The sequence below is a fragment of the Paenibacillus sp. FSL L8-0638 genome, from assembly GCF_038593075.1.
GTDB classification, from domain to species: domain Bacteria; phylum Bacillota; class Bacilli; order Paenibacillales; family Paenibacillaceae; genus Paenibacillus; species Paenibacillus polymyxa_D.
Genome location: NZ_CP151960.1, coordinates 443,942 through 457,046 on the forward strand (window position 1 = coordinate 443,942; position 13,105 = coordinate 457,046).

The following is a 13,105-nucleotide window of genomic DNA, read 5'->3' on the forward strand; positions in this document are numbered from 1 at the left end:
TTTAATGATGAATCAGACGGCTCAGGAACAGGCGGGCCCGTTCCTCACCCGGATTCTGAAAAAATTCGGCAGGTTGGCTGTCTTCCAAAATCTGTCCTTTGTCCATAAAAATCACGCGGTCCGCCACTTCACGTGCAAAGCCCATTTCATGAGTGACAATGACCATTGTGATGCCCTGATGGGCGAGCGAGCGCATAACATCCAGTACCTCTCCGATCGTTTCGGGATCAAGAGCTGAGGTAGGCTCGTCAAACAACATAATTTTTGGATTCATCGCGAGCCCGCGGGCGATCGCGACCCGCTGCTGCTGTCCACCGGACAATTGGGCGGGGTAGCTCTGTGCCTTTTCCTCGATTCCGACGCGCTTAAGATAAGTGATGGCTGTTTGAGTAGCTTCTTCTTTCGAGATGCCCAGTACCTTCATAGGTGCCAGTACAATGTTTTCAATTACCTTTTTGTGGGGATACAGATTGAAATGCTGGAATACCATCCCGATATTGCGACGGAAGGCATTAATATCAATCTTTTTGTCATGTACAGGGATCTCGTTAACGATTAGTTCCCCATCCGATATCGTTTCTAGACGATTGATGCAGCGAAGCAGGGTGCTTTTACCCGAGCCGGAGGGACCGATGATGACGACGACCTCGCCCTCCTTAATCTGAAGATTAATGTCTTTGAGTACATGAAAGTGACCGTAATGCTTGTTGACATTGCGAAACTGGATCAGAGAGCTCACCCCTTTTAGGCTTGGATACATAGCTTAGTAGACGGATTGACATGACCAAGCTCTATTAGAATTTAAAAATTTCTCTCATGATACTATAAGCTTACAATAAAAAACAAGATTTTATGTCATAAAACTTTACGTGTAATGTATTTTGGTGTGATTTTCACTAGTAAACTATTATTTATATGATGAAAATGAGTAAATATCCGTATTTTTATGTTAATAAATTTCACATAAATTATTGATCCCCGACAAGCCAAGGGTGAAACGTGACAAAAGCAACGCTATGTTTTACAGTAGGGAAGAAGGAATTTAGGGTAAAGGAAGGTTAGACAATGACGAAAGCTATTTCACCGCTAGTCACGGCATTGGGCATGGAGCCCCATCCAGAAGGCGGCTGGTACAAAGAGATGTGGAAGGCCCATTTTCAAATTCCGAAGCCTGTACTGCCGGATGTGTATTCTGGTCCGCGCTTTGCAGCTTCGTCTACGTATTTCTTGCTGCATCCGGGCGAGTTCTCCGAGTGGCACGTGGTCCATTCTGATGAGCTGTGGTTATATCATAGCGGAAGCCCTGTAGAGTTGAAATTGGGTGGAAGCGGAGAAGAGCCTGGTGAAGAAACTGTGATTATTGTTGGTGCAGATGTGGAGGCAGGACAGCATCCACAAGCACTCGTCCCAGGAGCAGTATGGCAAACGGCACGTCCGCTTGGGGATGAGCCCGTACTGGTAACCTGTGTGGTTGCACCAGGATTCCACTTTGATGATTTCAAGTTGATTGCCAAGAATCCAACTGAATCGTAATGTGAACATTGGCGGGTATATTTCTGTAAGTGAACAGGAATGGCCCGCCTGATTTATTTTTACTCATAAAAATAGGCGCTTTAATTGGCTTTAGGTGCTTAGTTTGGCCTGAACAATGAGACGATGGGTGGGATTTATGAGAGGGTCACATGTAATCAGCGTGAGCAGCTTTTGTTTTTTGAAGCTTTTCAGAACAGACACGTCCGTAGGATCGACCACCTTCAGGCTATAAACGCTATATACATATTGGTTACCCCGAGTGTTAACAACAATCTTATCGCCGATCTTCAATTCATTTAGACGATTAAATAAACGTCCAGAGGTGCGGGCTCGATGAGCAGCAATGGCGGCATTCCCCGCTTGTCCCAGCGTCCCCGTTTCCGGCATATGTACAGCCGCGTGTCTCATATTTATCCTCGTTGCGCCTTCCAATACAGGGAGCTTTAAAGCAATACGACTTATACTAATAGTGGCTATGGGAGTTTCATTAGCGCTTCCAATGGTAACAGGGGGTGGGGAAGCATTTTGTCGTGTTTCACGAACCGGGACTTCCGTAAGACGAGTGGACAAGCGAGCATAGCTGTCCGTAAGACTGGGGGTCCATAGCGCGTCGCTTTTTCCTGATGGTAGTTCTGCTGCTTTTAATAGCTTGCTTTGTTCCCGATCCTCATTCCATTCCGTCGCTTTAGGAAACAAAATAAAAAGTAAGCCTAACAAAATAAATACGTAGGAAAGTTTACGCAGACTCAGCAATCTCGCCTCCCCTAAGCAAAGTACGGATTATACATATTTTTTTGAAAAATGCCCCATTCCCGGCTCATTCCAATCGGAAATGGAATGAGGCGAGAGATCAGGGCAGGTGATCCATTTTATTTTTTGTTCGTCCGTCTGAATTTCAACAATACGCCCCACATAACCAACGCTATGCCTGTCAAATAGAACGGAACGGGGCTGCTTTCACCTGTTTGGGGCAACTGATGTACAGCAGGTGGATCCTCTGGCTCTTCTGGCTCTTTCCCGGGAACCTTGACACGGATCTTAGGTTCGGGATCGTCTTTCGAATCCACCGGAGGAGAAGGATCTTGATGAGGCATGACGGCTGGCGGCTCCGGCGGTATAGGTGCAGGTTCCTCCTGTAGAAGGGCTATGTCCTCCGGAGACATTGGCAATGACGGAGGAACGGTTACAGACGGAGTATCGGGTATTTCCGGATCTCTGTCATGTTTCTTACCTGAGCCTCCAGACGGGGGTGACGGGTCTGGATGAGTAGGCGTTCCTGGTTCGTTTTTCTTTTCTTTACGGTTGGTGATCACAATCTTTTTTACACCAGAGCTTTGTCGCAGTGTTGCGTCTATTTTGATCTCAAGCTTGCTCTCGGTGATTTTATAGCCCTCCGGTGCTGCCAATTCCTCTAAGATGTAATCGTCATGAAGCAAGGAGGAAAAGATGATTTTGCCTTCCTGATTGGTGGTCTGAATGAGAGGGGCTCTTTTTTGACCTTTATCATAGAGCGCAAACTGTGCGCCAGGCAGCACCTTCTCAGGCATATCCTGGTCTACCTTGGTCAACTCAAGACTTTCGGTCACACCCCCGCCGGAACCGGAGCCGGAAGACGTTCGTACGATGATTTCCTGGCTGGTTTCCCGCATCTCTGTCGTCAGGCGATCCCCCTCAAAGGCAACCTTATTACTCACTTTGGCTTTGTCCTCAGCATGAATGAATGATTGGTATTCAAGAATAAAAGCAGAGGAAATATCCTTGGCAAAAGTAAGTTCAAACGTTTGCTGGCCTTGAGCATCTGTTTTGATATACAGCTTGTAATCTTGGTTTCTAATCAACTCGGTGCCCTTGGTGGTATTTCCGTTGGCAGCGATGATTGTAGAGTACAAATGAAAGGAATCCTCGATTAAGATTTGATTGCTGCTAGGCTGATCTATAATTTTAGCGTTGGATACATGTGACTGTCCTTCATTGATGCGGATGCTCCAGTCGATCTTATTTCCATTTTGTGTACCGACTTTAGATACATATTCTCCACCATGAGGTACCGTGACTTGCGCTGCCCATTGGGAGACTGTTTTTTGTCCATCCAGTAGAAGGGCTTGATTATGAATTTCCTTGTCAATTAGTTCTCCTACCAATGAAGTTTGAAAGGTAATCCAGTAGGGAGTCTGTATCTGCTCCTTGAACTGGATACGCAATTCATTCCCATTTTGCTCGGAGGGAGGGATAATGGTGTATTGATCTGCCGGGATTTCAGCCCCTTTTTGTACGCCATCCCACCATCCCAGCAAGGTCATATCGTGTACTTTCACGGAGCCGGGCAGTAACTTCTGACCTTGCAGCAAGGGGTCTCTCACTTCCGCGTGATTTAGGATCTTGCGATTGTAGTTGGCTTTAATGTCCCAGGTAATGAGTTTGGAGGTCGCATTATAGCTTCCTTGCTTGGCACCGTTTCGTTGTGTCATAAAGTCCGGCCAGATCGGGCACTCCACGGCATGCGATGATGTTTCTCCGTCTTCAAACTGGTATTCTATAATGGATTTATTACGAAACTCAGGCTTCGTCGTATCCGTTTTCCAGTCATTGTTATAGGTGGTTGAATACTTGATCGTATAAGCTTTATGAATGGTTTTATGAAATTTGAGCGTAAATCCTTGTTTATAGTCCTGTGATAGCGGAATCAGCTCATAATCCGTGGGCGCACGTAGCTCCGTTGTTCCGTCAACACTTTGAATTTTCAGGGTGTCCGGCAACAAGGCCAAGCCCCCGTTTGGAAACACATCGTGAATGACAATATTTTTCATGGTGTACAAGTCTGTATTAATGGTAATCACCCAAGGTATGATTTTGGTGTTGTAATTGGGTGTGTCATACATTTTAGTCATAACTCCGCTTGTGATTTCTGTCGATACGATCTTCTGGATTCCATCTGAGGTTATGATGTTTATAACTTTTCCATTTTCATAGACACGGCCTCTGGCTTGAGTCTGGTATCGGATGGTATAGGCTGAATCTACGTCAAAGTTAAATTGAAGTTTGAAGCCGTTGCGGTCCGGATAATCAACTGGGATGACACTATACGCCCACGATGGGAGTTCCTCCAGCGTGTTTCCTTTAAATACTTTCAAAGAACCGGGCAGCAATTCCTGAGTTTTGTTGAAATGATCAATTAAAAGAGCTTTGGCTTCGGGGATTTTTGTCTCGCCGAAGTTGTATCGTATGGCCCACGAGAGTGTTTGTGTGGCATGATCATATTTTTCAACCTTTTTGGACAAAAACTCACCACGTTCTACCTGAACAGTAGCGGTAGCAGCAACGTTCTCTATCGCATCTCCTGAAAGCGTTGCTGTGTTGGAAAAACGAGTTTCGTCGCCAGTAATGCGCGTGGAATATTGAATCTGGTAGGCCGTGTTCATGCTATCGTCTTGAAAACGAATCAGAAACCCTGTCCCGGCTTGATCTGCTTCAATGGCATATTCACTCGCATTTACTAGGTCTCGAACAACGGTCGATCCGTCGATATTGACTTGGAGATGATAGAGCCGGATAGAGTCTCTTCTGAGTTCCAGTCCTAAAGGAATTGGATCGGTGATGAAGGCATGCTTTACGGTGTTTAGCTGTTTGTTCACATCAATGGTCCAGTCGATCTGATTTGTGCCAGCTAGTTTCCCTTGTTTGCTTAGGGTCGGCCCTGACTGGGGTTTTACATTCACGATGACCGTTTGCACCCCGCCTTTGATCGGAATCGCAATGATGACCTCTGTACTACCTTTCACTATTTCTTTTGTAAACTCGGTTTTGATTTGCAGTTTGCCGCTGACATTGGAATGATTCTCTACATATGGGTTAAAGGTCATGATCACCTTGCCCTGACGGTCTACTGTGAAGTATCCCACGGTTCCGTCGGTAGTGACTAACGGAGATGAGATATCAGTGTAGATGACAAACTGTTCTGGTAAGTGAAAGGTGAAAGTGTCTCCTGACTTATAGGTATTGTCAGGAAGCTCCCATTCATAGCCTAGTTGGATGGCTGATCCGATGTCGAATTGGCTGTCGGGACTATATACCGCATCAATGACATGCCCTGATTCGTCGGTCAGGCTCAACTTCGTTAGTATGCTCTGCGGAGTTGCATCATGTTGAGATTTTGAACTGACTGCTCCTTGAACGAAGGGGGGCGTGTTTGAAGGAATCTCCCTGGGAGGTTCAAGGTTCGGGACGCCGTATACAGCATCCGTAACGGTATGTGTAGGATCGGATACAGCACTCTGCGGCAGTTCTGGGGCTGGAGCATCTGCGTAAGCCAATGTTGCGTTGAAAAAGCTTTGGACAATGAGCAATAAGGCAATGATCATTACATTTATTTTTGTTCTCATGCTCCAAGTGATTCTCCTATTCATCGTAATATGGCAATGCTTCGTTCGAAATTAGTATATTCAGCATGCTAGGCTGACATGACTATCCCAATAGAAAAAAAGCCCTGATCATAGCGATCAGGGCTTTTTTCGAGATAGGCATAGCAATTTGTGGTGGATCTATGTAAAAAAGGGCATAATAAAAAGCTCGTTCATCTGGTAGCTGGCTGCCATCCGGATAGGAAGGCCCTATAGTTTTGCGTCACTGCCTTTCGACAGCTTTGCCATTAACTTGAATAGCTTGTGCGTCTATCATCTATCAAACTGATTTCATGTAACCTCTCATTTACAGCTTGGAACGGTTCCCCCACTTTTTGCGGAAGGAATGAGGTGTTTCTCCTACATGCTCCTTGAACAGGTTAATAAAATGACTCGTATTGGGAATCCCTACGTACCTTGCGATATCCACAATGGACATGTCACTGGTTTTAAGCCAGCTTTGAGCGGCTGTGATACGGACATTAATGAGATAATCAATCGGAGAGAAACCGATCTGCTTTTTGAAATTTTTAGCCAGATTAAACTTGTTTAATTCAAACATGTCTGCCAGCGAGTCCAGTGTTATTCGCTCACAGTAGGACTGATCCAAATATTGCTGTACCCGACGTACTTCGCTGAGGGTTTCAGCGTTCACATGCTGGTGATCATAGGGATGCTGCAAGATGCACATCAGTATTTCACCAATGAGCCTGGACGTTAGCAGTTCAGCGGAAAGACTTCTGTCAGACTGCCCACAAATCAGAGCATGCAGTTTGTCCAATATAATATACGGATTATGCATGGATATTACCGGTTTATTATGCTTGGCAAATTGTTCGTAAAAGTTTCCGATCAGGTTGCCGTACAGGTATAAGCTGATAAACTCCCAGGCTTCATGACCGGAGGTGCTATATTGCACATACTCCTCACAGTTAATAAAAAACAAATCATGAGGCTTTAAAATATATTTCTTGTCCCGGTATAGTAATTCTCCCTTGCCAGACAACGTGAAAACAAGCAAAAAAGAGGCGAGTTCTTTTCTTTCCACCGTAAAAGCAGAAGTTTTTTGGAAGTAGCCTAGTTCCTGAATATATAAAAGGGATTGCTTGGCAAAAGCGGAGGGAGTGCGCACAATTACGACAGGTTCGCCGTTCCAGAGGCCCTCGTTGTTTTTTTGGTCTGTTGTCATATTCAATTCCTTTACAAAGAAGCAATTTTATCTAGCTTATCTTGGTTTGATTTAACCAATATATAATGGCTGATTAAACATGATTTACTATATATAAAAGTTTATTTTATCACATGAAATATGTCTATATATCAAATTATGTTTGTAAGTTTTATAGAAGCCTCGCTCTTATGGACATCTAACCTGATCATCCGTATAAAAGGTCGAATATTGTTGAAAGAATTCTGAGGTCATCATAGATTCAAATCCTTTCTGGGGTCAAAGATAGAATTAGTGCTGAAAAAGATATCTTACATGCCCATTCAACTTTTCCCTTCACTTCTCCTTTCGGTTTAAGAAATTTAGGACTTGGTTCTGATAAAATGGTTCGTAAGGCTTATTATTAAAAATGAGATTTTGGGCCCAGTGTTGTGATTTAGTTCACGAACATGAATGTAAAAAAGAGAGATATATGCATAAAAAATTACGCAAAAAGTGGCCTTGCGCGTTTCATCAAGAGTGCTTTCAACTTTGGAAATGACACGGGCAATGATATGATGGGTAATACAGGTATAGTGTTTTACTTACTCGACAGTCAGTTTGGAGGATTACAGGATGGGAAAACCCAAAAATACGAAAACCGCAGCGGCTTGGTCGCTCGTTATTCTAGGGGCAGGCTTTGCAGCCACATTGCCCTTCCAGCAATATGGCTGGGCTCGTTTGTTAGCCGGAGCTTTTGAGGCAGGACTTGTAGGGGGACTGGCGGACTGGTTCGCTGTCACTGCTTTGTTCCGTCATCCGCTAGGCATTCCGATACCACATACCGCGCTGCTTCCTAAAAATAGGGACAAGCTCACAAATGCCTTGGTGAGTACGGTGGAAAATAACTTGCTAAACAAAGACAGCATCGCGTCTAAAATTGCAGATATTCGTTTGGCCGATTTGGTGCTGGGTGGTGTGGAAAAAGGTTTGCGCACGCCGGAGGCGGCGGCATCCATAGATATTCTTGCCAAGCGGCTCGTCCAGTCGCTCCCGCTCGCGGAATTGGCTCCGGTCATCGTGGCAGAGCTCAAGCGGCAGGTGACTGATTTTGACGCCGGACCGCTGCTGGAGGCGCTTGCTCGTCAGACCAGCGAGAAGGGCTATGATCGCCGCGCGCTGGATTACACGCTGGAACAAGCCGAGTCCTGGCTTTTGCGACCCGAAACGGGCTATACGCTGGGTACCTTAGGTATGCAGGCTGTCAGCGGTTTGCAGGTGAGCGGACTGATGCAGTTTGCCTTGAACGCATTCCTCGGCTATCTGAACGAAGAGCGTATGGGTGAAATGATTCGTCATTTTTTGCTGGATCAGGTAGCAGAACTGCAAAGGGAAGAGCACCCGCGCCGTCAGGCCGTGCTGGATGGTCTAAGAACACAGGTGACCCGATTGGCGACGAAAGATACGGTTCAGGAAGGGTTGAACGGCTGGAAGGATAGCCTTGTTGAAGCCTGGGAAGGTGATGCGTCGGTTCTGGGAAAAATGGAGGAACTGCGTATACGCTTATTGGACTACATGGAAGACGGAAGCTATGTGCAGACCTATATTTTACCGCTATTGGATCGAATGTTGACTGATTTAAGAAGGAATACCGAGCTGCTGGACAAGATCAATGTGCGAATTGTGGAAGGTATTACTGGACTGGTGGAAGCCAACCATAGTCGGATTGGTAACTTGGTGCGCGAAAATGTAGACAAAATGGATAACAAATCCCTGATTGCACTGATGGAGGACAAACTGGGACAGGATTTGCAGTGGATACGTATTAATGGCGCAGTTACAGGCTTCCTGATCGGCATTGTGCTGACAGGTATCCGTATGCTAATCCAATAGATCAGAAAAAGCTACAGATAGGGTTGTGGAAGCATGAGGCTTTGGCATGAACATTTAATCGACAAGTTACCCCGTCCGCAACTGCTGGGGCAACATCGTGAGTGCTGTGCCCTGCGCGGGAATGGGTGGGGCAAGCCACACGCCACCGTGAATTATGTGTTCGATTATCACCCCATGCTGCTGGTGCGCTATCATAGGCTCATTATGGACGAAATGAAAAGCAGAGGGTACAATGTTGACCCACTATGGGAACAGCCTTTGTATCGCGGTAAGCAGTGTGAGCCTTGGGGGCAGAGCTGGGTGAGGAACTGGCAGGCGCGGGTGCATATGTGGAGCATGACGATGAGTATATGAAGGAGTGCCTGGATAACCTGGCTTCCAAGGGGATTTTAATAGAAATTGAAGTGACCTAAAAAAGACGGGCTGCGGTAGGTTCATCATTCAGATGAAGTGCCGCAAGCCCGCTTTTTTGATGCTTCAATGTTCAGCGTTTGGGAGAGAATCGGGATATTAGATTACAGAATCCAGCGTGTGACCTTTTCCAGGGGTTGTCTGGATTTTTCCCGTTTGGGTTCATGAGCGCGATAACCGAAGGCAGCAATGACTGAAATATCGAGCAGCCCGTTCTCCAGCAGTCCTTCTTCCTCCAAAATGGCATGCACCTGATCGTAGTTAAAACCCTCAATCGGACAGGAATCAATACCGATCTGAGCCGCCGCGGTCATCATATTGCCTAAGGCAATATAGGTTTGCTTGGAAGCCCAGTCAAATAGCGTACGTTCGTTTTCCAGCAGGCGTTGACTTTCACCCTGGAAAATCTTATAGCGGCCTGGCAGTGAGGCAAATTCCTCCTCAGACATACCTTTAACCTCTTTATACATATACTCCACGTAAGGAGAATCATAACGAACATCCTTGCGCGCCAAAATCAGGATGACGTGGCTAGCCGCAGGAATCTGCTTTTGACCACCGCTGGAAACCGCAGCCAGCTTTTCTCTTAATGCCTGATTTTGTACAACTACAAACTGCCATGGTTCAAAACCGACGGAGCTTGGAGAAAGTCGCCCGGTTTCGAGAATGAACTGAAAGTCCTCTTCCGGTATGATGCGATTGGGATCAAATTCTTTCGTGGCGTGTCTGAACAGAAAGGCGTCCAGAATTTCCTGTTTTTTAGCTGATGTATTAGACATAAAATGTACTCCTTTGGGTATGGGTTTAGTTGGTGCTCTATGGGTTTTCTGCTACTATAATGAGAGCTGATATCGAATATATAGTTATCATATAGAAAGTTTTTGCAGGGAACAAGTACGCACATATTTGTTCCTTGTCATACGTCTGGGGCTATTGGTTTACACATTCTACAGAAAGAAGGGTATACATGGCACAGGAGATGGAACATGCAGTTAGCGTTAATTTTGGATGTCCGGTAGCGAAAACCGTCGGGGTTATAGGCGGCAAATGGAAGGGAGTCATCTTGTATCATTTGACCACAGGACCGCGGCGCTATAACGAAATTCGACGGACCTTGCCCAATATTACACAGCGGATGCTAACCTTGCAGTTGCGCGAATTGGAGAGAGATGGCATTGTGCACCGTGAAATTTATAATGAGAACCCACCGCGTGTGGAATACTCGCTTACCCCGTTAGGAGATACGTTAAGGCCGTTGCTGGATTTTATGAGAGACTGGGGGATCTTCTATGGAGAACAGGGTTGCGAGCCTGTGACGACAACTTCCAAATCAGGCAAGCACTTTTGTTAAAGGGAATGAAGAAAGCCCGCCAGATGATTTCATAGAAGACGCATAAGAAATCATCTGGCGGGCGAAATAAGGTCGGTTTTACTTGGATAAAATGTACACTTATTTAAACTCGATGGCTTCGTTCATCTGCGCCCAGGCCGTTTCTCCAATGATGCCCAAGCGCCAGATAGCGATTCCTTTGAGGTCATAACGTTTGGCTAAACCGATCTTGGCGTTAACGGTGCTGTCTTTTTCGCTACCCATCGAAATCCCCAAAATGAGCTTGTCCCGCGAGGTTTCCTTCAAGGCCAGTTGGATGGCTTCATCCACTTTTTCCAAAGGCTCAGGTGTAGCCTTTTGTCCGTAATCATAAGCCATGATGATCAGATCGTCCGCCAGATTGCCCAGCGTTTTGTAGTCATAGCCAGAGTAAGAACTGTTCAGCGGATGCAGAACGACGGTGAGCTTGAGCCCGGCCTGATGCGCTTTGGTCGATAGCTTTTTAATAAAGGTGTTGTAGTCTGAACGAGCTTTGGCTTTGTCGCCGCTCCAGCCCAATCCTTCCAGGTCTAGCGTAATGCCTTTAAATTGTTTGTCGGTGGCGGTGCTGACAATTTGGGAAATGGTTTGTTCTTGAAGCTGCGCATTTTCCAAAACTTTGGTCAGCTCGTGATTGCCATCTCCGGAATAGACCATCAGGTAAGGGGAAGTCCCCTGGCTGTCTGCCTCCTGCACAATGGACTCTGGCGTTACAGTTCCAGCGGCTTGAGGCCATTTGTATTCTTTGCCGTTTGTGGTAAATTGTCCGTTCGTATCAATTCGACTCCAGCCGAAGGCAACGGCGTTAAAATCCGGTATTTTGGATTTTTGGTCAAAGGAAGACAGCGCATAGAAGCCTACTGTATACATCGATTCACGAGGCGATGTAATGGAGACCGTCCGTGTTCCCTGGTTCCAGTTCACCGTGGCTCCAAACTGCTGCCCGAAAAAGCCCAGCGGAATCATGGTGCTGCCGTGCACGGTTTGCGGAGCGGCTGTTAGTTGAACCGTTTGTCCGTCCACTGTGGCATTGCGGCTACCCATCTTTAGAACCACCTGCTTGGTAGAAGAGCCTTGCGCCTTGGTAGCAGTGATGCTTTGGCTGGCTTGATCCCATTTCACTGTAATGCCAAGAGCCTCAGAAATCGCACGAAAGGGAACCATGGTCGTGCCGTTCATCATGGCAGGTTGTACAGGGAACGGTAATGCATATCCGTCCAGCATAATGCTGATCTTGCCGGCTTCAGCTTGTGCCAAGGGGCTATAGATGCCCACTGTGGTACTCAGAAAAATAGCACTAGATAACAGAGCCTTATTTACGATTTTCATCCTATGATCTCCTATGCTCAATAGATTGCAATGCTATCATGTTAGAATCGTGAGGGTTCTACCTATTTTACCAAAAAAATGATAGAAAGGTGAATGTGAAATGATAGGATGAGATAAATCTGAGTATGTATTAAAGCTGAATATTAATCGTTTTCTTTCATGCAAAAAAAGCTGACACCTTTTAAATAGGTATCAGCTTTTTCTTTTTAAAACGCTCTTAATTTTATACGTAACCCAGATTACTTGCGGCGCTTGAGTGCAATGCCGACAGCTGCGGCACCAAGAACGACTGCAATGATTGAGAGAACGAGTGCTGTCGTTTGTGCAGCAGAGCTGGCTGGAGCAGAAGCGGCAGGTGCAGCTTCTACAGCATTGTTCGAAGCAGGTGCGGGGTTGCTATCTTTAGCCGTATCTGTGCTGGAGTGCCCTGCTGCCGTACCCGCTGAATCGTGTCCGCTGTCTGCGGCAGGGGCAGGGGTTGCGGACGTGGCGTCCGTCGTAATTTCGGTAATGGAATGAGGATTGCTACTTCCTTCGTCGCCTGTCCATTCCACGATACTTCCGTCACTGTAATACTGGAAGGCGTCCCAGGCTGCTGCGGTATTCTGGTCTGCATTTTGCGCTACAAAGCCGAAACGCTGATATTGACCTGCTTGAATGCCGTCTTTTTCAGTCGTCCAGGTCACGGTGATTACTTTGCCAGAGCTGTCTTTTTCGGTGGCTACCTTCCAATCCGGTACAGGCTCGTATTGTTTGAAAACGACCTCTTTCGGAATTTTCAAGGCGACTTTGGTGGTTGGAATGTTTTTTTCCACGGGTACTTTCAATGTGTACGTTTCCCACGCATTAGGTTGTGAAACAGAAGGCTTGACTGTCACATGTGCACTGGCCATACCTGCAAAAAGTAAGGCACCCGCTGCGATTAGACCCACAGAGGTCGCAAACCTGGAAAATCTAGATTTTGCTGTTTGAATTGTTGTATTCATATTCAATTCGCTCCTTTTAAGTGAGGATTTCACAAAATCC

General features: G+C 46.2%; 10 protein-coding genes, 1 pseudogene and 1 riboswitch. Of the genes and pseudogenes, 4 read left to right on the forward strand and 7 right to left on the reverse strand.

Annotated features, from left to right (window positions below; all coding sequences use genetic code 11):
• Position 1: 1 nt before the first annotated feature.
• Positions 2–760, reverse strand: a complete 759-nt coding sequence (locus tag MKY35_RS01970) for an amino acid ABC transporter ATP-binding protein (protein ID WP_039270257.1) — start codon at positions 758–760, stop codon at positions 2–4.
• Positions 761–1,065: 305 nt separating this feature from the next.
• On the opposite strand from MKY35_RS01970, the gene MKY35_RS01975 reads away from it, so the two are divergent.
• Entirely contained in the window at positions 1,066–1,533 is a 468-nt protein-coding gene (locus MKY35_RS01975; RefSeq protein WP_013308442.1) for a cupin domain-containing protein, read from the forward strand.
• Positions 1,534–1,623: 90 nt separating this feature from the next.
• Here MKY35_RS01975 and MKY35_RS01980 read toward each other — a convergent pair whose 3' ends face one another.
• The 3 genes from MKY35_RS01980 to MKY35_RS01990 all read right to left on the reverse strand — a co-directional run bounded on the left by MKY35_RS01980 (position 1,624) and on the right by MKY35_RS01990 (position 7,119).
• Complete coding sequence (locus MKY35_RS01980) at positions 1,624–2,286, reverse strand: class D sortase (protein ID WP_342445432.1); 663 nt, start codon at positions 2,284–2,286, stop codon at positions 1,624–1,626.
• Positions 2,287–2,402: 116 nt separating this feature from the next.
• Positions 2,403–5,912 (reverse strand): collagen binding domain-containing protein, encoded by a 3,510-nt coding sequence (locus MKY35_RS01985; RefSeq protein WP_342445433.1) that lies wholly within the window; start codon positions 5,910–5,912, stop codon positions 2,403–2,405.
• Positions 5,913–6,106: 194 nt separating this feature from the next.
• A riboswitch (cyclic di-GMP riboswitch) is annotated at positions 6,107–6,187 on the reverse strand.
• 50 nt (positions 6,188–6,237) lie between these two features.
• Entirely contained in the window at positions 6,238–7,119 is an 882-nt protein-coding gene (locus MKY35_RS01990; protein ID WP_029514677.1) for an AraC family transcriptional regulator, read from the reverse strand.
• 594 nt (positions 7,120–7,713) lie between these two features.
• Here MKY35_RS01990 and MKY35_RS01995 point away from each other — a divergent pair.
• A complete protein-coding gene (locus MKY35_RS01995) occupies positions 7,714–8,970 on the forward strand; it encodes a DUF445 domain-containing protein (protein ID WP_342445434.1) in 1,257 nt (418 codons plus the stop codon).
• 33 nt (positions 8,971–9,003) lie between these two features.
• A pseudogene (locus tag MKY35_RS02000) lies at positions 9,004–9,383 on the forward strand (TIGR02328 family protein).
• Positions 9,384–9,485: 102 nt separating this feature from the next.
• On the opposite strand, the gene MKY35_RS02005 reads toward MKY35_RS02000, so the two are convergent.
• The gene (locus tag MKY35_RS02005) at positions 9,486–10,160 is read right to left on the reverse strand and encodes an NAD(P)H-dependent oxidoreductase (RefSeq protein WP_165147912.1); all 675 of its coding nucleotides are present in this window, start codon (positions 10,158–10,160) and stop codon (positions 9,486–9,488) included.
• Between the two features lie 188 nt (positions 10,161–10,348).
• Between MKY35_RS02005 and MKY35_RS02010 the strand changes: the two genes are divergently transcribed.
• Positions 10,349–10,732, forward strand: a complete 384-nt coding sequence (locus tag MKY35_RS02010) for a winged helix-turn-helix transcriptional regulator (protein ID WP_023986690.1) — start codon at positions 10,349–10,351, stop codon at positions 10,730–10,732.
• Positions 10,733–10,831: 99 nt separating this feature from the next.
• Here MKY35_RS02010 and MKY35_RS02015 read toward each other — a convergent pair whose 3' ends face one another.
• Positions 10,832–12,079, reverse strand: a complete 1,248-nt coding sequence (locus MKY35_RS02015; RefSeq protein WP_342445435.1) for a stalk domain-containing protein — start codon at positions 12,077–12,079, stop codon at positions 10,832–10,834.
• Positions 12,080–12,318: 239 nt separating this feature from the next.
• Positions 12,319–13,065 (reverse strand): DUF1775 domain-containing protein, encoded by a 747-nt coding sequence (locus MKY35_RS02020; RefSeq protein WP_342445436.1) that lies wholly within the window; start codon positions 13,063–13,065, stop codon positions 12,319–12,321.
• Between the last annotated feature and the right edge of the window lie 40 nt (positions 13,066–13,105).